Annotated in this window: 28 protein-coding genes, 1 pseudogene and 1 riboswitch; of the genes and pseudogenes, 11 read left to right on the top strand and 18 right to left on the bottom strand. The window is 35.7% G+C overall.

The genetic code is table 11. The annotated features are described in order from the left end of the window. Positions 1-4: 4 nt before the first annotated feature. The 4 genes from arsB to BQ8014_RS14485 all read right to left on the bottom strand — a co-directional run bounded on the left by arsB (position 5) and on the right by BQ8014_RS14485 (position 2317). Positions 5-1039 carry an ACR3 family arsenite efflux transporter gene (gene arsB, locus BQ8014_RS14500; RefSeq protein ID WP_080904969.1) on the bottom strand — a complete coding sequence of 345 codons (1035 nt, stop codon included), beginning with the start codon at positions 1037-1039 and terminating at the stop codon, positions 5-7. Further along, a complete protein-coding gene (locus BQ8014_RS14495) occupies positions 1032-1457 on the bottom strand; it encodes an arsenate reductase ArsC (protein ID WP_080904968.1) in 426 nt (141 codons plus the stop codon). Before BQ8014_RS14495 ends, arsB begins: the two co-directional genes overlap by 8 nt. Positions 1458-1530: 73 nt before the next feature. Continuing rightward, entirely contained in the window at positions 1531-2007 is a 477-nt protein-coding gene (locus BQ8014_RS14490) for a GNAT family N-acetyltransferase (RefSeq protein WP_234998057.1), read from the bottom strand. Further along, positions 1997-2317, bottom strand: coding sequence for an ArsR/SmtB family transcription factor (locus BQ8014_RS14485; protein ID WP_080904967.1), 321 nt, complete (start codon positions 2315-2317; stop codon positions 1997-1999). The genes BQ8014_RS14490 and BQ8014_RS14485 overlap by 11 nt, the downstream gene beginning before the upstream one ends. A 1423-nt stretch (positions 2318-3740) precedes the next feature. On the opposite strand from BQ8014_RS14485, the gene BQ8014_RS14480 reads away from it, so the two are divergent. Further along, on the top strand, positions 3741-4739 hold the full coding sequence (locus BQ8014_RS14480; protein ID WP_080905984.1) for a malate dehydrogenase: 999 nt from the start codon (positions 3741-3743) through the stop codon (positions 4737-4739). A gap of 67 nt (positions 4740-4806) precedes the next feature. After that, positions 4807-5490 carry an alpha/beta hydrolase gene (locus BQ8014_RS14475; protein WP_080904966.1) on the top strand — a complete coding sequence of 228 codons (684 nt, stop codon included), beginning with the start codon at positions 4807-4809 and terminating at the stop codon, positions 5488-5490. An 89-nt stretch (positions 5491-5579) separates the two neighbouring features. Here the strand turns inward: BQ8014_RS14475 and BQ8014_RS14470 are convergent, their stop codons facing one another. From BQ8014_RS14470 to BQ8014_RS14455, 4 genes are read right to left on the bottom strand one after another with little or no spacing between them, the layout of a single operon-like run. Then, positions 5580-6422 carry an MBL fold metallo-hydrolase gene (locus BQ8014_RS14470; protein WP_080904965.1) on the bottom strand — a complete coding sequence of 281 codons (843 nt, stop codon included), beginning with the start codon at positions 6420-6422 and terminating at the stop codon, positions 5580-5582. 3 nt (positions 6423-6425) lie between these two features. Then, a complete protein-coding gene (locus BQ8014_RS14465; RefSeq protein WP_080904964.1) occupies positions 6426-6794 on the bottom strand; it encodes a NifB/NifX family molybdenum-iron cluster-binding protein in 369 nt (122 codons plus the stop codon). Then, complete coding sequence (locus tag BQ8014_RS14460) at positions 6791-7117, bottom strand: NifB/NifX family molybdenum-iron cluster-binding protein (RefSeq protein ID WP_080904963.1); 327 nt, start codon at positions 7115-7117, stop codon at positions 6791-6793. Before BQ8014_RS14460 ends, BQ8014_RS14465 begins: the two co-directional genes overlap by 4 nt. A 9-nt stretch (positions 7118-7126) precedes the next feature. Further along, complete coding sequence (locus BQ8014_RS14455) at positions 7127-7519, bottom strand: DUF134 domain-containing protein (protein WP_080904962.1); 393 nt, start codon at positions 7517-7519, stop codon at positions 7127-7129. A gap of 191 nt (positions 7520-7710) precedes the next feature. Between BQ8014_RS14455 and BQ8014_RS14450 the strand changes: the two genes are divergently transcribed. The 7 genes from BQ8014_RS14450 (at position 7711) to BQ8014_RS14420 (ending at position 15460) form a co-directional block, all read left to right on the top strand. Beyond that, entirely contained in the window at positions 7711-9021 is a 1311-nt protein-coding gene (locus tag BQ8014_RS14450) for a TolC family protein (RefSeq protein ID WP_080905983.1), read from the top strand. Positions 9022-9043: 22 nt separating this feature from the next. Continuing rightward, complete coding sequence (locus BQ8014_RS14445; RefSeq protein WP_080904961.1) at positions 9044-10126, top strand: efflux RND transporter periplasmic adaptor subunit; 1083 nt, start codon at positions 9044-9046, stop codon at positions 10124-10126. Positions 10127-10130: 4 nt separating this feature from the next. Then, entirely contained in the window at positions 10131-13337 is a 3207-nt protein-coding gene (locus tag BQ8014_RS14440) for an efflux RND transporter permease subunit (RefSeq protein WP_080904960.1), read from the top strand. A gap of 2 nt (positions 13338-13339) precedes the next feature. Continuing rightward, positions 13340-13651: a hypothetical protein gene (locus tag BQ8014_RS14435; RefSeq protein ID WP_080905982.1), complete on the top strand. Its 312-nt coding sequence runs from the start codon at positions 13340-13342 to the stop codon at positions 13649-13651. A gap of 2 nt (positions 13652-13653) precedes the next feature. Beyond that, positions 13654-13842, top strand: a complete 189-nt coding sequence (locus BQ8014_RS14430; RefSeq protein WP_080904959.1) for a YgaP family membrane protein — start codon at positions 13654-13656, stop codon at positions 13840-13842. A gap of 197 nt (positions 13843-14039) precedes the next feature. Beyond that, a complete protein-coding gene (locus tag BQ8014_RS14425; protein WP_234998056.1) occupies positions 14040-14825 on the top strand; it encodes a phospholipase A in 786 nt (261 codons plus the stop codon). Between the two features lie 17 nt (positions 14826-14842). Next, on the top strand, positions 14843-15460 hold the full coding sequence (locus tag BQ8014_RS14420; protein ID WP_080904957.1) for a class I SAM-dependent methyltransferase: 618 nt from the start codon (positions 14843-14845) through the stop codon (positions 15458-15460). A 51-nt stretch (positions 15461-15511) separates the two neighbouring features. On the opposite strand, the gene BQ8014_RS14415 is transcribed toward BQ8014_RS14420, so the two are convergent. The 8 genes and pseudogenes from BQ8014_RS14415 to BQ8014_RS14380 form a co-directional block, all read right to left on the bottom strand. Next, complete coding sequence (locus tag BQ8014_RS14415) at positions 15512-15700, bottom strand: heavy-metal-associated domain-containing protein (RefSeq protein ID WP_080904956.1); 189 nt, start codon at positions 15698-15700, stop codon at positions 15512-15514. A 9-nt stretch (positions 15701-15709) separates the two neighbouring features. Continuing rightward, complete coding sequence (locus BQ8014_RS14410; RefSeq protein ID WP_080904955.1) at positions 15710-16087, bottom strand: MarR family transcriptional regulator; 378 nt, start codon at positions 16085-16087, stop codon at positions 15710-15712. A gap of 24 nt (positions 16088-16111) precedes the next feature. Beyond that, a complete protein-coding gene (gene trxA / locus BQ8014_RS14405) occupies positions 16112-16582 on the bottom strand; it encodes a thioredoxin (protein WP_080904954.1) in 471 nt (156 codons plus the stop codon). 2 nt (positions 16583-16584) lie between these two features. After that, the gene (locus tag BQ8014_RS14400) at positions 16585-16821 is read right to left on the bottom strand and encodes a hypothetical protein (RefSeq protein WP_080904953.1); all 237 of its coding nucleotides are present in this window, start codon (positions 16819-16821) and stop codon (positions 16585-16587) included. A 4-nt stretch (positions 16822-16825) separates the two neighbouring features. After that, entirely contained in the window at positions 16826-17131 is a 306-nt protein-coding gene (locus BQ8014_RS14395; RefSeq protein ID WP_080904952.1) for a rhodanese-like domain-containing protein, read from the bottom strand. Positions 17132-17144: 13 nt separating this feature from the next. Further along, positions 17145-17348, bottom strand: coding sequence for a DUF6132 family protein (locus tag BQ8014_RS19780; RefSeq protein WP_080905981.1), 204 nt, complete (start codon positions 17346-17348; stop codon positions 17145-17147). Between the two features lie 138 nt (positions 17349-17486). Next, positions 17487-19136, bottom strand: a pseudogene (locus BQ8014_RS14385) (CoA-disulfide reductase); the annotation flags it as partial. A gap of 30 nt (positions 19137-19166) precedes the next feature. Then, positions 19167-19541 carry a MarR family winged helix-turn-helix transcriptional regulator gene (locus BQ8014_RS14380; protein WP_080904950.1) on the bottom strand — a complete coding sequence of 125 codons (375 nt, stop codon included), beginning with the start codon at positions 19539-19541 and terminating at the stop codon, positions 19167-19169. Between the two features lie 86 nt (positions 19542-19627). On the opposite strand from BQ8014_RS14380, the gene BQ8014_RS20110 reads away from it, so the two are divergent. Further along, positions 19628-19780 carry a PLP-dependent transferase gene (locus BQ8014_RS20110; protein WP_369808803.1) on the top strand — a complete coding sequence of 51 codons (153 nt, stop codon included), beginning with the start codon at positions 19628-19630 and terminating at the stop codon, positions 19778-19780. A gap of 130 nt (positions 19781-19910) precedes the next feature. Continuing rightward, a riboswitch (TPP riboswitch) is annotated at positions 19911-20007 on the top strand. A 73-nt stretch (positions 20008-20080) separates the two neighbouring features. After that, positions 20081-20785, top strand: coding sequence for a class I SAM-dependent DNA methyltransferase (locus BQ8014_RS14370; protein WP_080904948.1), 705 nt, complete (start codon positions 20081-20083; stop codon positions 20783-20785). A gap of 244 nt (positions 20786-21029) precedes the next feature. Here BQ8014_RS14370 and BQ8014_RS19775 read toward each other — a convergent pair whose 3' ends face one another. Further along, positions 21030-21446: a hypothetical protein gene (locus tag BQ8014_RS19775; RefSeq protein ID WP_234998055.1), complete on the bottom strand. Its 417-nt coding sequence runs from the start codon at positions 21444-21446 to the stop codon at positions 21030-21032. A 43-nt stretch (positions 21447-21489) separates the two neighbouring features. Next, positions 21490-21699 carry a hypothetical protein gene (locus tag BQ8014_RS19770; protein ID WP_234998054.1) on the bottom strand — a complete coding sequence of 70 codons (210 nt, stop codon included), beginning with the start codon at positions 21697-21699 and terminating at the stop codon, positions 21490-21492. Positions 21700-21771 lie beyond the last annotated feature (72 nt).

Below are 21771 nucleotides of genomic sequence, written 5' to 3'. Positions count from 1 at the left end.
TATTTTATTTATAATATTTCTTTCTTAGCCAAAAGGCAATGTTTACCAACAGTATAAGTACTGGCACTTCGACAAGCGGACCGACTACGCCTGCAAAGGCTTGTCCGCTATGCAAGCCGAAGACACCGATAGCAACAGCAATAGCCAGTTCAAAGTTATTACCTGTAGCTGTAAATGCGATTGAAGCATTTTTATCGTAAGATGCACCCATTAATTTTCCTGCGAAGAAGCTGAGGAAGAACATTACTACGAAATAGATTAATAACGGTATGGCTATACGCACTACATCCAATGGTATTTGTACAATCAGTTCACCTTTGAGGCTGAACATTAACACAATGGTAAATAATAACGCTATCAAGGTAATTGGTGATATGGCAGGAATAAACTTATCTTTATACCATTGTTCTCCTTTTATTTTAACCAATACCAAACGGCTTAGAATACCTATCAGGAAAGGGATACCCAAATAGATAGCGACTGTTTCGGCTATTGTTCCTATGGATATATTCACAATCGCACCTTCAAAGCCAAATAACGGCGGTAACTTAGTTACAAATATCCACGCATAAAAACTGTAAAAGAAAACCTGAAAAATGCTGTTCAAGGCGACAAGTCCTGCGCCGTATTCTGTATTACCTTCTGCCAGATCATTCCACACAAGCACCATTGCAATACACCGTGCAAGACCTATCAGGATAACCCCCACCATGTATTCGGGATAATCGTGTAAAAAGAGAATGGCAAGTATGAACATTAAGACAGGTCCGATAATCCAATTTAGTACTAACGAGACTGTCAGTATTCTGACAGTCTTGAAAACTTTCGGCAGTTGTTTGTAATCTACTTTTGCCAATGGCGGGTACATCATCAGGATTAGACCGATTGCCAGAGGAATGTTTGTTGTTCCGCTCGACATGGAATCTATGTAGTTGCTGAAAGACGGGATAAAATACCCCAATCCTACACCGATAGCCATTGCAAGGAATATCCAAAGTGTTAAGTTCTTATCTAAGAAACTCATTTTCTTTTTACTCATGACCTTTTATCTTATCGGTGTATAATTTATAAAATGCTGTTTTGATTCCATCCCTTACCCTGATATACTCGGATTGAACAAACTCGGGTGTTCCCGTAGCTTCGGACGGATCATCAAAACCGATATGCAGACGGTTCTTTACTTTTCCTGAGAATGCAGGACAGCTTTCATTTGCACCACCGCAAACGGTTATCACATAATCCCATTCATCATTCATATATAGCTCTACACTATCGGATGTATGGTGCGAAATATCCACTCCTGCATCTTGCATGACTTCTATTGCCTTCGGGTTTACCTTTCCGCTTGCTTTTGTCCCTGCGGAATAAACAGACAATGAAGGATCGAATGATTGTAAAAATCCGTGTGCCATCTGGCTACGGCAACTATTTCCTGTACACAGAATTAGAATTCTCATATTGTTTATAATTTCGTGTTTATACTAACAGTTCCTGTTTCGTCGAATAACGAATGCTTATCTTAAAAAAATATCAGGATAAAACTTTTGACATTTTATAGTTTGTCATGGAAATACCAATGCAAACGGTCTGTTGTTCCAAAATAACATAGCCTTTTTTTGAGAAGAAAGGTTGGGCTGTAATACTGACATCAGCAGTTATTTCTGAAATATCTTTTAACCGTGCATATTCTTCAATCTTTTTAAGTAAGAATGTTGCAATGCCCTTCCCCTGATAGTCCTTATGGATAAACATAGAATTTAAATACCCTGACAATTTTAGGGCAGCAAACCCTAATATTGTATTGTTTTCCTCGGCAAGTATAAAGTATTGCTCATTTATCCGTTCCTCCCATACACTCACGTCTTCTCCCCTTGCAGCCCAGCATCCGACCTGTTCGGGTGTATAGTCTTTCAAATTGACTGAAAGAATAGTTGAACGGAACAACTCTTTAATAGCAGGGATATCTTTTGGTGTTGCAAACCTGATGTTCATCATATCAGCAAACATCGTCTGTTTTCTGTAATTGAGTAAAAAAACCACCAAATAGTTCTTTGGCTTTATTCCAGTTCTCGTTATTGATACAATATTTCACGGTGGGTAATGTAATTGTCCCCTGAATTAATCCTGCATCTTTTAGTTCATTCAAATGCTGAGACAGCGTGCTTTTGGCAATGGGCAAAACCTCTGACATATCGCCATGATAGCAGCATGATTGATTGGCAAGCATTTCAAGTATGGCAATACGAATAGGATGTCCTAATGCTTTAGCAAAACGGGCTAATTGTTCCTGATCGGCTGTTAATTCTTTCTTTGACATAGACTCGATATTTATTGTTCGTAAATATACGAATAATAATTAAATTCGCAAGATTGCGAATATTTATTTTGTAAATTATCTTAGAGAGAAATATCCATATATTAATCTAAAGTTTTCAAAGAGTAACGAAAGAGGAAAAGTTTTTTAGTATCTTAACTTTGACTATATAGTATCATTTTTTTACTACCACATAAATTCTATTTGAAGATGAAAATCTAAGAAATTCAGTTCTCTAAAACGAAAATTTTATATCTTTACAAAAGATAAGTCGCTCTTTAGTATAGTGAGAAAATTAAGCATATCTAAGAACTAAGATGGTTTCTAAATCGTTACCTACAGAAACAAGAAAAACCTTTAATATATTGATTAATAGCTTATAAAATGTTTTAGTGTATCTTGCTCATGAAAAAAACACAAAAAAAGGCATATACGCAAATCGCAACACTCCAACAGGTAACAGTCTTGAAATTAGCCAATTTACTTAGATTTAGACAGTTTTAAAATTTGAATCTAAGCAAATCTTAGACAGACTTCAGTTAAGTTATTAATGATGATCGCATTGGTGATCCTCTTCATTGTTAATAAAGGACTACTCAAACAAGCAGTCCTTTACTGTAACCAATGTTTTTAATAAAAAGGATCAATAATTTAATATGATTTTGATACTTACTTCTAGGTAAGAAAAGAATATTAAGATGTATTTATTGAGAGAAAGGAAACTCTTGCATGGCTCCTAAGCCTTTTCTTAGTGACGAGGGAAATGATAGGTGAGGTGCTTCTCAATACCGCACAAATCGGCAATTTCCTTCAGATATTTATTCATTTTCTGATTATTATTTATTCGTACCTCCATTTTATGATTCTGTAATGAAAAGAATTAACATGGGGAATCTGCCTTCAAAAACGATGTCTTTATATAAAGAACTAATAGAGAAATAATAATAGTTACAAAATGAACAAGGAAATGCACGGATAAGCTAGGGATAGCTTAAACTATTAAGAGAGTTTTGAAGTAAGCTAATCTGAGCAATTTTCAAAGAAAAATAATCATCGTCTTTACTAAAATCATAGAGTCTCCTTGATAAATGTCTTTTTATATTCGTAACTATTGAATTACAAGGTTATGCTTTATAAGAATATGTAATGAAAAAGAGGTACTAATTAAAAATAAACTCGAACCTATACTATATTTATTTATGCAAATATGCCAGATTAATGCATAAAATCAATCATATTTTTTTAAAATAAAAGATTTTTTCAGTTATTCTTCTATGACGACTATATCTGCTTGGTGCATTTTCATGAGATATTACATAATATACCGTTTTATAAGTATAACTTTTTGTTATGGGTTATAATGATTTTATATGCATATATCTATGATTCATTGTATAACTTTGTTATTAATCAAAAGAGAAAAATTATGAAAACAATTTCTGCTGAAAAGCTGACAATTATCGGAGCTGCAGGTATGATAGGCTCTAATATGGCTCAATCCGCCATTCTCATGGGTTTAACTAATAATATTTGTTTATATGATCCCTATGAAAAAGGTCTTCGGGGAGTTACTGAAGAGTTATTACAATGTGGATTTACTGGAATTAATATTTCTTCGACTTCAGATATCAAAGAAGCATTGACTGGAAGTAAGTATATTGTTTCATCAGGAGGAGCAGCGAGAAAAGAGGGAATGACTCGCGAAGATTTATTGAAAGGGAATGCAGAGATCGCTATACAATTTGGAAAGGATATAAAAACTTTCTGTCCGGATGTAAAACATGTTGTTGTTATTTTTAATCCAGCTGATATTACCGGATTATTAACACTTTTGTATTCTGGTTTAAAGCCCTCTCAAGTAAGCACCCTTGCAGCTTTGGATAGTACCCGATTAAGAAATGAATTGGCAAAATATTTTTCAGTAGATCCAGATAAAATTGAAAATTGCAGAACTTATGGAGGACATGGTGAACAAATGGCAGTGTTCTCATCTACAGCAATTATTGATGGCGAGCCACTTGATAACTTGATTGGTACACCCTCCCTGACTCGAGGCGAATGGGAAGCGTTGCAACAAAGGGTTATTCAAGGAGGAAAGAATATTATAGATTTAAGAGGTAGATCATCTTTTCAGAGTCCTGCTTATTTATCTATAGAAATGATTAGGGCAGCTATGGGTGGAACTAAATTTGAGTGGCCTGTAGGTGTTTATTTATCTACAGATGAGTTTAACTATGTTATGATGTCTATGGAAACTATACTTGATAATAATGGAGTATTCTATAGAAAGGTTAAAGGAACAGCCGAAGAGCATGAGAGTTTGGTGAAAAGTTATTCTCATTTGTGTAACTTGCGAGACAGTCTTATCGAATCTGGGGTTATTCCTTCAATTAGTGAATGGAGTTTGATTAATTCAAATATTTAAAATGGATACTTCCATTACTGTACCATTATAAGATCAACCCGATGATCAGATAGCAGGAATACCTGAAATGTATGTGTATTTACCAAAAGCTGCAATTCATCCGGCAAAGGCGGTTGTGATTTGTGGTGGTGGAGGCTTTAATCAAGTGAATACCGATCATGAAGGACGACAGTTTGCACAGTGGTTAGCAAAAATAGGTATAGCCGGAATTGTCCTAAATTATCGTTTACCCCAAAAACATATGTATTTATCCGAGATAGACCTAAGACAGTCAATTAAAATAATAAGGTCAAGAGCCTCAGAGTGGAATATTGATAGGAGGAATATTGGAGCGGCAGGGTTTTCTATTGGTGGACATATTGTAGCAACGCTGGCAACAAGAATAGAGAAAGATTCTGAATTAGATTTTTCTTTGTTGTTCTATCCTGTTATCAGTATGTCTGATAATCTAACACATAAGCCTTCGCGAGAGAAACTATTAGATATTTCCTGCAGTAAGGAGGAAATTGATTATTATTCTGTAGAAAAACATGTTTCATCGACTTCCCCGAGATGTCTAATTATGTGTAGTGATGATGATACGGCTATATCTCCTTTAAACAGTATCGTATATTATGAACACCTCAAGCTAAATGACATTCCCTCTGCATTATATATCTTTCCATTAGGGGGGCATGGTTGGGGTATGAAGAATGAATTTATTTTTCATAGCGAAATGCTCGTCTTGGTTGAAAAATGGTTAATAGGCTAAAAGTCCTGAAGTATGACGTGATAAATATATTAAAACACTTACTTTTATCAAATTGTATGTGTTTTAATATTTTAATATGGAGAGTCCTATTATGTGTAGACTGTAAAACCGCTATGAAATACTTTTATTTTATCACTGAGATCATTAGACAATAATTTTATGGCATTACTTCCAGAACAATGTCCAGTTATTATTTGCATATTGGGATAATTGTTATTGATATACTGTCCTATATGTAAAATGTCCTCTTCCGATTCATAAATATTGCTCTCATCCGAGTTTATAAGGTGTGTACCCCCGATACAAAGAAGCACTTCTTTTTGATAATATTTTCTGCAAGTATGCAAAATATTCAAAATGCCATTGTGAGAGCAACCCGAAAAAACAATAATCTCTTTAGACTCGTTAACAACCAATGCTATCTCGTGACTAAACCTATCCGGATTTTCATTATTTGATTTTTGTACATACAAAGTACGATTGGCCTGAGGTAGCGGAAACTGATCTGTAAATTTGCAAATAAGTCCGATATCTTTATTTATCTTGCAGTTCCTATCAATGAAAATAAACCGTTTGGAATATCGCTCGAATAAGGATACGTCTAAGCTTATATTCCGTATTTTTTCTCTTCGATACGAATAAAAGGATCGGTTTCTCACTTCGGACGATATAAAAATCTTTGCTTTTGAATTTACTTCAAGGAATTTCATTAGACCTCCCCCATGATCATTATGCCCATGAGAAATTACTAAATAATCAACATCCTCTATCTCAATACCTAATTGCAAAGCATTGACGTAAAATTTGTCTGAAGCCCCTACGTCAAATAAGTATTTCTGGTCATCGATTTCAAAATAAATACATACACCGTGCTCATTATATAAGTCTAGTAGAGGATGCGGATTATTATCGATTAAAACAGTTGCTTTCATTCATTAATGATGAGTGCATTGATGACCTTCTTCATGATGATTACACCCTTCTCCTGAGTCGGTCACATTGCCGTTCAAGAAATCATTAACTAGCTCTGTAACATCCCCAGAACATCCACGATATACTTTTATCCCATGTTTTGTCAGGATATTTAATGCTCCTGTACCCATATTACCGGCAAGCATAATTGTTACATCCTTGTCTTGTAGAACCGAAGCAATATTACTTTTGCAACCGCATCCCTGAGGAGAAGCTAATGTCTCAGTACCTTCTATATTTTTATTTTCTCCGATGGTAAATATAGAATAGGATTCACAATGTCCGAAATGATCATCAACAGCATTCGCTCTTGTTGGTATTGCAATTTTCATAACTTTTGATTTTTTAATTGATTGATAATTTCACTTAATATTTTTGTTCTCTGTGGAATGATTATCTGGATGTTTTTTTCTCGTAATAAAACAGTCGTTATACTACCAAAACGACCTGATAGAACAGTATCAACATTTAGTTCAAGTAAGAAATTTATAGTTTTTATTCCCGCATTCTGTTTGGTTGATCCAGCTATATTTTCAATAAACCGCACTATCTTGGTATCCGTATTATACAAGCAGAACCATTGACTACGTCCAAAGTTTTCCGAAACTGGCTGATCCCAATTGTCTTCTTTATCTGTTGAAATCGCAATAATCATTTACTCAAATTAATTTAATGTAATTTCTTTACTCTTGCAAAGGGGACAGCTCTTTCCACCTATATTTTTCAGCGTAAATATAATTTCGCATTTATTGCACGTGTACCATTCAGCAATCAAGCTATCTCCTCCTTCATAAATAATAGGTAAGCCTTCAATGAATGCCCGTGCAATTTTAGATCGGACACTCTCATAGATACGAGTAAATGTAGGGCGTGAGATATTCATTAATTCTGCCGCTTCTGATTGAGTCAAATGTTCATAATCACATAGCTTGAGAGCCTCGTATTCTTCAATATTTATCATAACTCTGCCCTGTTTTTCATTGAGTACACCGAATGGCTTGAATCCTCCAAAACAAGGAGCCATCTGGACTAGTCTCTTTTTCTTTATTCGAGCCATAAATATTATTTGATTGCGGTTTTAAAACATTCAAAGATAATATAATTATGAACATATGTTCATAATAACGCAATAAATAATATTTTATTATATTTTCCTATGGAAATTTGTTTCTTTAGAAAATATTATTTTCCTTTGCTGTATATTTCCAATGGAAAATAAAATAAACGATAATAAAGAACATGATAAAAATGAAAAGAGCGATAATTATTACATTAAGTGTGATTTGGCTTGGCCTCTCTATCCAGGCGCAAAATTCACCATACATCACCGTTGATAAAGCTGTAGAAATAGCAGTGAAAAATAACAGTCATGTGAAAATGTCCAATTTAGATGGCAAAGTAGCGAATGCAAATTATCATCAAACAGATGCCGTTTTTCTCCCACAAGTGACGGTTGAATATACCGCTTTAAGTACAAATAACCCACTAAATGCTTTCGGATTTCTCTTGCAGCAAGAATCAGTTACAGCCATGGATTTCGATCCGTCAAAACTGAATAATCCGGGAGCAAGACAAAATTACAGTGCTCAGGTAGAAGCTAAGCTACCATTGTTAAATATGGATATGATCTATGCTCGCAAAGGAGCTAAAGCTCAAGAGGAAGTTTACAAATACAAAACGGAACGAGCCAAAGAATACATCGAATTTGAAGTGCGAAAAGCATATACTCAATTACAAATGTCGTATCAGGCTCGAAACATCCTTCAAAAATCGTTAGCGGATGTGAAACAAATACATCAATCAGTCTCCAATTTTTATAATCAAGGATTAGTTCAAAAATCAGATGTATTGAATGCTCAGGTACAAGTCAATACAATTGAAACTGCATTGGCAAAAGCTGAAAGTAATATACAGAATGCCTCAGACGGACTGCGTCTTCTGATGGGATTGGAAACAAGTAGCGATGTGTATACAACAGATTCATTGTCGCAAGAGATAAACCTATATCAAGATAGAGAGCTTTCGTCTTATCGTTCCGATATCATGGCACTAAACAAAGCTGTAGATGCGACTAACATGATGGTAAAATCTTCAAAAATGGCATTCCTGCCACGTATCAATGCTTTTGGCTCATATAGCTTAAATGATTCGAAAGCTTTCAAATTTGGGAATGATTCTTACTTGGTTGGTGTAAATCTAAGCTGGACAATATTTTCAGGCAATCAAAACCGGAGTAAAATGAAATCGGCACAATTTGAACGAGATAAAATGCAAGAAGAGCTCAACCTCCACATTAAGAAAGAAGAACTAGAGCTAAATAAAACCAAACGAGATCTGAACGATTCCCAAATAGAGATCAACAAACAAAGAGCCAGCGTGGAACAAGCAGATGAAGCATTACGTATTCTCTCCAATCGTCACCGTGAAGGTTTAGCGAGTACCACAGACTTGCTGATGGCACAGGCTCAATTCTTTCAGCAAAAACTGATGCTATCTCAATCTATTATGTCGTATAATATGACAGAAGCATATCTCAATTTTTTATCAAAAACTAAGTAACAAATAAAACCTATAAATAGATATGAAAACTTTAAGAAATGCATTTTTAGGAATAGTGGGAATATCAACTCTTTACGCCTGCTCTTCTTCCGATAAATTAGAGGATAAAGATAAGACTATAGTAAAAGTAGAAGCTTATTCTCCGGCTCAATCTACAAACGAAGGATTTTATCTTAGCGGTGAAGTCACAGCTAAGCAAACCGCTAACATCAGTACCCGAATGATGGGCTATGTAACGAAGATATATGTAAAACCGGGTGATAAGGTAGCATCAGGACAACTCCTCGTATCTATTAGCAGCGATGATATTCTGGCAAAAAGGGCACAGATACAAGCTATGATTACCGAAGCTGAAGCAGCAGCAAAGAATGCCCAACGTGACTATGAACGTTATAAAACGCTGCGTGGTCAAAACAGTGTGTCAGATAAGGAACTCGAAAATGTGGCTTTGCAGAATACTTCTATGAATGCCAAAGTACAAATGGCTCGCCAACAGATGAACGAAGTAAATGCGATGCTTTCTTACACCAATATACGCGCTCCATTTTCGGGAGTTGTAACACAAAAAATGATAGACGAAGGGAGCATGGCAAATCCGGGAATGCCTATTTTGACGATCGAGCAGAATGGAGAATTGCAGGTTACAGCATCTATCCCCGAAAACTATATACAGTATGTAAAAGTAGGTGATGTAGCCAAAATGGAATTGAAATCATTAGGGATAACGATCGATGGGAAAGTATCCGAACTCAGTCCGTCGGCCTTCCGTACAGGAGGACAATACTCGATGAAGTTGGCTATCGAAACAAAAGATAAAGAAAATATACGTCCGGGGATGTATGTAAATATATTGATACCGAATAAAACTGGTGAGAATATTACATCTAAAATCATGCTGGATAAAAATTCGATTGTTTATCGCGACCAACTGACAGGAGTATATGTAATAGACGACCAAAATCAAGCCAATCTACGCTGGATACGTTTAGGTAAAACAATCGGCAATCAAATAGAAGTACTTTCGGGCTTGAGCCAAAATGATAGGATTGTATCCAAAGCCGAAGGCAAATTATATAACGGAGTAAAAGTATCTGTAAATAAGTAAAATTATGGAAAACGGAATTTCAGGAAAAATAGCCGGAGCATTTATAAAATCCAAATTGAGTATCCTACTCATGTTTGCCTTTATGCTCTTAGGACTGTTCAGCATATATTTTATCCCGCGCGAAGAAGAACCTCAGATTGAAGTTCCTATGGCGGATATTATGATTGGTTATCCCGGAGCAACACCTCAGGAAGTAGAATCGGGTGTTGTACAACCTATCGAAAAAATCATATCAAATATCAAAGGTGTAGAGCATGTTTATTCTACTTCCATGAATGGTATGGGTATGCTCACCGTACAATTTTATGTGGGCGAAGATGTGGAACGTTCGTTAGTAAAACTTTACAACGAAATGATGAAGAATATGGATCGTATGCCACAAGGTGCGACTATGCCATTGGTAAAATCACGAGCCATAGATGATGTTCCTGCATTAGCTTTCACTTTTTGGAGTGATAAAATGGGTGATTATCAAATACGTCAAGTAGCCGAAGTAGTTGGCAACGAGATAAAGAAAATACCTGATGTAGCACAAGTGAATATTGTAGGTGGACAAAGCCGACAGATGAAGGTCATGCTCGACAAAGACAAGATGGCTCAGAGCAAGCTCGACTTTGGAGCAATAGCCCAATCACTGCAAGCGAATAATGCACAAATGCAAAGCGGAAATATCGTAACAGGGGATATGGTTTACTCTGTACAAACCGGCAATTTCTTTGCGAATGTGGATGATGTGAAGAATCTGATTATAGGAACAAATGATAATCAGCCGGTTTACCTGTATCAAATAGCAGAAGTAGAAGATGGACCTGAAGTACCCAAACAATATGTTTCGTTTGGATATGGAGCTGCGTCAGGCGATAAAAAAGCCGGCATGCCCGACGACTATTCGGCTGTAACTATTTCTATTGCTAAGAAAAAAGGTGCTGATGCAATGAAGCTGGCAGAAGTAGTCATTGATAAAGTAGATCACCTGAAAAAAGATGTTATCACAAAGGATATGAATGTGGAAGTAACACGTAACTATGGAGAGACGGCTTCACACAAAGTATCCGAATTACTGTTCCACTTATCTATTGCTATTATAGTTGTAACTCTATTTGTGATGATAGCTATGGGATGGCGTGGCGGTCTGGTAGTATTCCTTTCCGTGCCTGTAACTTTTGCCCTTACTCTGTTTGCTTATTACTTTTTGGGATATACGCTCAATCGCATCACACTGTTTGCATTAGTATTCGTGACGGGTATTGTTGTGGATGACTCCATTGTGATTGCGGAGAATATGCACCGTCACTTCAAGATGAAAAAACTACCACCATTGCAAGCTGCACTATATGCTATCAATGAGGTAGGAAATCCGACTATCTTGGCAACGCTGACTGTTATCGCTGCGGTACTTCCTATGGCATTCGTGTCGGGGATGATGGGACCATATATGAGTCCGATGCCTATAGGTGCATCCATAGCCATGATTTTCTCTTTACTAGTAGCTCTGACATTGACTCCATATTTCGGCTATTTATTCTTAAGACATAAAGATAAAAAAGGAGAAGGACTCGAAAGTGAAGAAAAAGAAACGGATTTACATGAAACAAAAATATACAAATTATATGCTAAAATAGTAACTCCGTTTCTGGAAAACAGAAAACGCCGTTGGACATTTATGATTGGCTTAACTGTTGTTTTGCTGGGATCGTTTGTGTTGTTTTATACAAAATCTGTTCCGGTAAAAATGCTGCCTTTCGACAATAAGAATGAGTTTCAAGTGGTAATAGATATGCCGGAGGGAACGACTTTGGAACGCACTGCCGCCGTGACTAAAGAATTAGCTGTACATATCAATCGGAATGATAAGGTAACCAATTATCAAACGTATGTGGGAACTTCTGCTCCTATCAGCTTCAATGGATTGGTTCGCCACTATGATATGCGCATGGGTGACAATGTAGCTGATATACAGGTTAATCTTGTTGACAAAGGAGAACGTAGCGAACAGAGTCATGATATAGCCACATCGGTACGTGCCGATTTGCAAGCTATCGGCAAAAAATACAATGCCAATGTAAAAATAGTGGAAGTACCTCCCGGTCCTCCTGTAATGTCTACAATTGCAGCCGAAATATATGGTCCTGATTATGAACAACAAATAGCGGTAGCCAAACAAGTGAAAGATATACTAGCTGCAACAGATAATGTTGTTGATGTGGATTGGTCGGTAGAAGATGCTCAGACTGAATATAAGTTTGAGGTAGATAAAGACAAAGCGATGAAATTGGGAATCCCCAATGCACAAGTTGTTCAGAATATGAGAACGGCTCTATCGGGCATGCCTGTAGGCATATTGCATCAACCTTCATCAGTCAATCAAGTAGGCATTGTACTTCAACTGTCAGAAAAAGAGAAATCAAGTATAGAAGATGTACTAAGCATGAAAGTTGTGAATCAACAAGGTATGGCAATTCCCGTTAGCGATTTGGTGAAGGTCACTAAAGGAGAAAAAGAAAAAAGCATTCACCGCAAAGATCAAAAACGTGTAGTTTACATATTAACGGAGGTTGCAGGAAGTTTAGAAAGCCCTATATATCCTATTACGGAAGTGTCGGATAAGTTATCTCAGGTAAAACTCCCTGAAGGATACACTTTATCAGAAGAATATAGTAAGCAACCAAAATATGAAGACAACTTTTCCTTAAAGTGGGATGGAGAATGGCAAATAACATACGAGGTGTTCCGTGATTTAGGATTAGCATTCTTATTTGTATTAATTATTATTTATGTTCTAATTGTCGCTTGGTTTCAAAACTTTATCACACCGTTGGTACAGTTGGCTGCTATACCTCTATCATTGATTGGTATTATTTTCGGACACTGGATTATGGGAGCTTACTTTAGTGCCCCGTCTATGATTGGGTTTATAGCATTAGCCGGAATTATGGTGCGAAACTCTGTACTACTTATCGACTTTATCGACATACGACTCAAAGATGGTATTCCATTAAAACAAGCTGTGATTGAAGCCGGAGCTGTACGCACCACGCCTATCATACTGACTGCCGGAGGGGTAGTCTTGGGAGCAATCGTCATTCTATTCGATCCTATTTTTCAAGGTCTGGCAATTTCTTTGATGGGTGGAACAATAACCTCTACTGTACTGACACTGATTGTTGTGCCGTTGTTGTATTTCAAAATGTTGAAAAAGAAAGTAAAATGATTATGAAGCTATTAGTTGTATTAAGTATAAAGGAATATCAGGAGCAGGTAGGAAGTCTGCTCCATGAGGCCGGAGTGAAGCGATTCAGCGTAACAAATATTACAGGATATAAAAAGAAAAAAGAAAGCTTGGGATGGTTTGCTGCGAATGGCAATAATGCAAAAACAAATTCAATTATGCTCTTCAGTTTTGTAACAAAAGAAATAGCAGACAAGGCTATCGTAGAAATTGATAGTTGCAATATTGAAACCAAAAATCCCTTTCCTGTACATGCTTTTATCCTAGATGTAGAGAATTTTTCTAAACTTATTTAATTATGAAACGTGAATATATTGTACGGATAGTAGCGGGAACAATGGTGCTGATAGGTATATCCTTAGCTTACCTTGTATCTATAGGATGGCTATTGTTACCTGCATTTGTTGGTGTGAATCTTATACAATCTTCGTTCACTAAATTTTGTCCGTTGGAAATCCTGCTTGATAAACTGAATATTAAACGGTAAATTGATTAATTAAACTTGAGAGAGCAAAACCGAATACAGAAATCGTCTTTTGCTCTCTTTTTTAGATTATGAAAACAATATTTTATACAATAGTCATATTCCTTATCCTCATCATACACATCCCAAGTGCTTACTCACAAGAGAATACCATCTTACAGGTGGATAGTCTTTCTCTTCGAAATAACTATCTGAATGAGATGCAGTCATTAAATGTGTTGAAACATAAGCCAATTGAAGTTTCGGAAGATCTTGTAAGGTCTGTGCTCGATAAGCAAGCTCCTTTTGCAGTATACAAGGATAATTATATGGTAACCGGAATCCCTTTAAACAAATCGGTAACCCGAAAAACGGCAGATGCATTTTTTCAGTTTAGCATTCGTCACAGAGTTACCAAAAGTGTACTCCCTTTCAACTCATTCTTATACATTACGTATTCTCAGAAATCATTTTGGGATATTTACGATGAATCAAGTCCTTTCAGCGATACAAATTACAATCCGGGAATAGGCATAGGCAGATATGTAATAAAAGACAATAAACTGAAAGGGGCAATGATGATTTCTCTGGAACATGAATCGAATGGTAAAGCTGGAGAAGACTCCCGTAGTTGGAATTATATAAATCTATCAGCCAAATACTTTTACAATATGCGATTATCGGCTAAAGCGCAAATATATCTGCCGTATGTGGATGGGGGTAATAATAAAGATTTATTGCGCTACAAAGGATATGGCATTTTTTCGGTCAATTATATAGATAAGGAAAATTTATGGTGGTTTAGCCTTAATATAATCCCTCGAGATAAGATTATAAACCCTAATTTACATACATCTTTATCATTTAGAGTATCTAAAAATTCAAATCAATACTTAACTTTGGATTATTATGCCGGTTATGGAGAAGGGTTGCTGAATTACAAGAAATATACAAATCAGGTAAGGATAGGATTTACGATAAAGCCGGATTTCTTCAGTGCATACTAATTAAAAAAAGAATGACTATGAATAATAAATGGGACGAAAGTTACAATATAAAAGAATACCGCTATGGAGAAACACCGAATCTGTTCTTCAAGGAAACCATCGATACACTTCTGACAGGAAAAATTCTTCTTCCTGCTGATGGAGAGGGACGAAATGGTGTATATGCAGCAACAAGAGGATGGAGTGTAGATGCTTTCGATCAAAGCCAACAGGCTAAAGAGAAAGCTCTACGATTAGCAAATAAAAATAGTGTCGATATTTCATATAAGGTAATGAATTTCGAAGATATTGCACAAAACTATATACCTGATTCTTACGATGCAATTGCTCTTACCTATGTTCACTTACCGGAACAGTTAAAAGCAAAATATCACAGATCATTACTGCCTTTTTTGAAAATTGGAGGGCATATTATTATCGAAGGATTTAGCAAAGAGCATGTAAAACACCAGCAACAAAATCCATTGGCTGGAGGTCCTCCACATGTGGAGATGATGTATTCGAAGCAAGAAATTCTCTCTATCTTTGATTCTTTAAAGATCGATCTTTTAGAAGAAATAGAAATAGAATTGGCAGAAGGTATAGGACATAATGGAAAAGCCTCTGTAATACGCTTTATTGGGCAAAAGATATAAAAAACAAAGGCAACAGTTATAATTTACCGTTGCCTTTGTTTATTTTATAGATCAATATATCTTCTGAAATTTTTCCTGAAGTTCTTTTTCTGTGATTTCTTCTGTGTGATCAATCACAATAGCTTTATTCGCAATATCCACATTCACACCATATACTCCGGGAATAATACCAATTTCTTTACCTATAGACCGTGCACAGCTACTACACTGTATATTTTCTACATTTATAGTTGTCTTCATAGCCTAATATTATAGTTTGACTACAGATCTTAGCGTTTCGGGAATATCAAACTCAGCACATTTTATCGATTCAAGTTTTTTCTTACCCAAATCAGTCAAAGCAAAATACATCTGGCGCTTATCTTCCTTACCTACAATACGTCTGATAAGCCCCTTTTTTTCCACCGACTTTATCACTTTCGATGTATTCGAATTACTCAGCCCCAATACACTCGCCAATTCATTTGATGAATATTTTTGAGTATTTAGCGAACATAGTAGCATTCCTTCATTCAGGCCAAGATCATATAATTGTTGAAAGTTTAGCTCAAAGTCATAAATCGCCCGATACACATCTCTGATCTGACATAATGTTCTTACTTGCGAATTATTTATACTGTCTGCCATTTTAGTCTAAATTTATATTTACTGTTACTCTTTTAATAAAAGATTATCAACAGCCTCCTTCAGTTGCTGTTTTGGTAATGCTCCTGCAGCCATTTGAGGTTGTCCGGTCATCGGAACAAACAGTAAAGAAGGTATGCTTCTTATCCCAAACGCAGACGCTAGTTCAGGTTCAGTTTCCGTATTTATCTTATAAATATATATACGACCTCCGTATTCTGCGGCCAATTCATCCAGCACCGGAGCTATAGCTTTACAAGGGCCACACCAATCAGCATAGAAATCAATCAATGCCGGTTTATCCCCTAAATATTTCCATTCAGTAGGATTTGTTTCAAAATTAGCAACTTTTGACAAGAATTCAGCTTTTGTTAAATGTATTGTTGTCATTTTATTTTCTTTTTTAATTGTTTCTTCTATTTGATCTTTTGTTTCTGTCTTGTTATTACAAGAAATAAGCAATAATGCCACGAGTGAAAATAGTATTGTATACTTCATTTTTAATCCGGTTTATATTTTTTTATCTGATCACCATAAATATTTTCTTTGTACTTGGTATCCGTGTAGCAACGAGCAGTGCCACAACAGGAAATATTCATAATTGCCTGAAAAAGTAGCCATCCTCCAAAAACCAAAAATATATAGTTCTGCGAAGATATTGAATAGATGGCTATCAAAACACCCAATAGCAAACGAACGATCCGGGCAAAATCCCAATTCTTCAATATGCGATTCATTCTGTTACTCATTAAAATTAAACCAGCTTCCGCCATTATATACTTCCTGAAAACCTTTATTCTTTAAGAGAGTCACCGCACTGCGACTACGCATACCACTGGCGCATATAGCAATAATCGGTTTATCTTTTTTTAGTTTCGATAAATTACTATTCAAACTATCCAGAGGAATATTGACTGAGTTTGTTGCTGCTCCCTGTTTATATTCTTCTTTTGTTCGGACATCCAGAAGTATAGCTCCATTCTCTAAGAGAACTTTAAAATCAGCTTTGTCCTCCAATCCGAGTAATCTGCTAAAAAATCCCGCCATATTATTTATTTTATTACTGTTTCTTTTCTTTATTTCTTTTAAAAATACCTCCGAATAAGCCGCCCAGCAATACTCCGTATAGAGTACTAACTGTAGGAGATGAAGTTATGGGACAAGTACCGGTACTACATCCGATGTACCTCCAATACATATATCCACCTATTGCTCCGATAAGTGCTCCTAAGAGATATGGCCAATTGTTTTTTATAATTTGCATATTTATTTGCATTTATATTTCTTACAAAGATAATATATTATTTCCATTAGAATATAGTTCCATAAGAAATAATATATTTAAAACTCTAATTTTGTTTAAATACGGAGTGATAGCTGAATTTTTCTATTATAAAGAGTATTCTGCTATTGCTGTTGCATAGGTTGTATAACCTCCTGACATATTTAGAACATTAGAAAATCCATATTGTGCTAATATCCGGGAAGCAATATACCCGCGTAAGCCAACAGCACAATAGATTAAAACGTCCTTCTCTTTTGGTATTTCTTTAATCCGGGAACGCAGTTCATCTAGGGGGATGTTCATCGCACCATTGATATATCCTTCGCTATATTCTTCTGAAGTACGGACATCTAACAGGGTCGTTTTGGCGAGATTTATTTTTTCAATATCCCGCCATTGGGCTATTCTCATCTTTCCTTTAAGAATATTATCAGCTACAAAACCAGCCATATTGACAGGGTCTTTAGCCGATGAATAAGGCGGGGCATATGCATGCTCAATATCCATCAGATCGTAAATTGTACCTCCTTTTTTTATAACCTCAGAAAACAACTCAATTCTTTTATCTGCTCCTTCTCTTCCTACAACCTGAGCCCCCAGAAGCTTTCCATTTAAGGGAGAGAAATTTATCTTTATTGACAGTTGAGATGCTCCGGGATAGTACCCTGCATGCGAACTCCCATGGGTAAAAGATGATATATGCTCAATACACTCTCTGTTCAGCATTTTGGATGAAAGTCCTGTCGCCGCAACGGTTAAGTCAAACACTTTGGCAATAGATGTGCCAATAGTTCCCGAGTACATATATTTATTGTCCTCCAGTATGTTATCTGCAACAATACGGGCTTGTTTATTGGCCGGACCTGCCAGAGGAATCAGCATTTGTTTGTTTATTACCGGATTCAATATTTCTACGGCATCGCCTAACGCGTAGATATTATTCTCACTGGTCTGCATATAACTATTAACTTTAATCCCTCCTGTAGTTCCAAGTTCTAGCCCTGCATCTTTTACAATCTTAATATCAGGGCGAACACCAATACTGAAAATAACCATATCGGAGATAAGTTCTCTACCACTTTCCAGTCCGATTCGAATGCCGTTTTCTTCTTCGAGGAAAGAGGTTACTCCTTCTTTCAGATAAAGCCGTACCCCTTTCTGTCTAAGATACTGATGAACTATTGCGGCCATAGAAAAATCAATCGGAGCCATAACCTGATCTGCCTTTTCAACTAACTGCACTTCGAGTCCTGCATGATGTAAGTTTTCTACCATTTCCAGCCCAATAAATCCACCGCCTATGACAATTGCTCTTTTCGGCTTGTGAGTTATAAGAAAATTTTTGATTTTATCGGTATCAGGTACATTACGAAGTGTAAATATCTTTCTACTATCGATGCCCTTGATTGGAGGTTTCACCGGTTCTGATCCGGTAGATACAATGAGTTTGTCATAAGATTCAGTATATTCCTTATTTGTAACAAGGTTTTGTATGGTTACACTTTTCTTTTCCCTATTAATGCAGATTACTTCCTGTAATACCCTGATATCTATCTTGAATCGCTTAGAAAACCCGTCTACAGTTTGGACGAAAAGATTATCTCTGTTCGCTATTGTACCTCCGATATAATATGGTAAGCCACAATTGGCATAAGAAATATATTCACCTCTTTCAAATAAAATAATTTCAGCCTGTTCATCCATTCTCCTTAAACGAGCTGCAACAGAAGCTCCTCCGGCAACCCCACCTATGATAAGTATTTTCATATATTTGTTTTTATTATAATTGATATAATCTTATGGTGTAATGATTTCTTTTATCATTTTAACTAATCGAATTATAAACTCTGTATATTTATTTTCTCTCGACTGTATTTCTTTTATTTTCTCTCTACCTTTATCTGTTAAGGAAAAGATCATCTTTCTTTTATCTGGTTTCCCGATTCTTCTTATAATGTATTTTTTTATCTCAAGATTTTCCAATATTCTGGATGTTCGAGAGTTTGATAAACCAATCTGATTGGATAGATAGCTGGCACAAGAGGTCTTTTTATTATACAGGGAGTATAAGATAAAAGCTTCATTTAATGTGACACTATTATCCTCTAAAAATTCTTTATCAAGTGTATAAAGAGCTTTCTGTATATTTTTTAATCTGATTAGATAAATCATAATTCCAACGGAAATAATAAACAAAAGAAATTAATATTTTGATATAATCAAATTTAATTGAGATTAATTATCAAATCAGGACTTCTGTGCTACATCCTTCAACTACTACTCATCGACAGTTGAATGAGAAACAACTTCTTGAAATTGGAGTTTATGAGGGATTAGTTCGAATATCCTTTGGACTAGAGCATATTGAAGATATTTTATCTGATTTAAGACAAGCGTTACATAGATTGTAAAAATGAAGAATTTTAATGGCTGAGAGTCGATACATCGGGAAATCATTTAGTTTTTGAAACCTATATTATTAAAGTTAAATACAAAAGGGAAAATAACTACGATTATCAATATTTATATGTATATTCACAATATCTCTGTTAGGGGTGTTCTTTTATAAGAGCTGAGATTAAACCCTTGAACCTGATATGTTGTAATCGACATCGTAGGGAAACGGAAAAAGTGAAAACTAAACAGTACTGTATATATAGTATTAATCAAGCCGTTTCGTAAATACGAAACGGCTTGATTATTGTAAAAAAATGAATGAAAGTTTTGATAAGTATGCAGAGAAATATGATTCATGGTTTCTCGAAAACAAAAATGTATTATACTCCGAAGTTAAACTGGTAGCTCACTTTTTAAAAGATAGTGGGCGAGTTCTATCTATTGGTTGTGGTAGTGGATTGTTCGAAATGATTTTAAGAACAGAGTATGGAATCACAATTGAGGACGGGGTTGAACCATCAACAGATATGGCAGGTATTGCAACTCTGAGAGGGTTGAATGTTGTGGTTAGTTCGGCAGAGGAGTTTTTATGTGAAAACGAGGTCTACGATACAATCCTTTACAATGGTTGCCCAAGTTATATCTCCGATTTAGGAAAAGCATTACGAAATAGTTTTGATAAACTTCGTGATGGAGGTAAAATTATCTTGATAGATATACCTAAAGAAAGTTCTTACGGCTTGCTTTATAATTTGGGCAAATCAACAGGGACATGGAATCATGCTCTACTGGGAAGTGTATATCCTCGAAATCCATATCCGATAGAACTGGCAAATCAAGCTAATTGGCGTACCGCGGAAGAGAAGATAATGTTGATGAAACAAGTTGGATTAGTTAAACTAGAATATGCTCAAACCCTGACAAAACATCCCATCTATTCAAATAATATAATAGAAGAACCAATTTCCGGATATGATTGTGGAGATTATGTTGCAATATGTGGGTATAAAAATAAATAATTATGATAAATGTCGAATATTTCACTAGAGATCTTAATCTTATCTGCAATCAATCTCCATTAATACATAATATTACTAATTGTGTGGTAATGAATAATACAGCTATTTTGTTGCTGAACTATTGAATCTATTGAAAGCTAGTAATAATATGAATATACCATCTAAAGCTATCTTAAATATTACATTATCTCTACTCTATAAAATACTGCTGAAATAATGTAATATTTATCAAGACAAAAGAGCATTACAGTTCCCCTCTATAGTTGTCCATAATAGCAGAAAATAATTCTCCTGTCGTAGGTGGTGTATAAGTAATCAAATTCGCTCCAGCTTCGATCGTACGCAATATACTTTCCGGTGTAGGGCCTCCCGTTGCTATTATAGGAAAATCAGGATGCATCTTTCTGATATTACGAACAATATTTGCTGTGTTCGCTCCTCCTGAAACATTAAAGATTGATACTCCGGCTTCAATTCTTGATTCAAAATCTTCTTTTTCAGACACTACTGTTATAACAATAGGGATATCTAGTCTGCTTTTCATCTCAGAAATCAGACTATTGGGAGTAGGCGCATTCATAACCACACCATAAGCCCCGTTTAGCTCTGCATTGATTGCAATATCAATCGAACGTTGTCCACTTGTTATTCCTCCTCCCACACCACAAAATACAGGAGTCGATGATATTTCTATAATAGCTTGATTAATGGATATTTGAGGGGGTGAAAGGGTAAACTGCAATCACCCCATCTGCATTATTATTCTTAATAATAGCCAGATCGGTCGAAAAGACCAATGATTTCAATCGTTTCCCAAAAATATTAATGCCACTGGCATTGTATATTTCTTCCGGCATTTTGATGGGTTTCTTACGTAATGCTGATTCAATTATTGGGATAGGTATTTTATTCATAAGGCATAAATATAATCGGTTAGAAATTCTTTATTATGATAAAACCTAAATCGAATAAAAGATGTTTATTGC

It is taken from the genome of Parabacteroides sp. Marseille-P3160 (genome assembly GCF_900162725.1).
GTDB lineage: Bacteria > Bacteroidota > Bacteroidia > Bacteroidales > Tannerellaceae > Marseille-P3160.
This window is presented reverse-complemented; position numbering and strand designations above follow the sequence as displayed.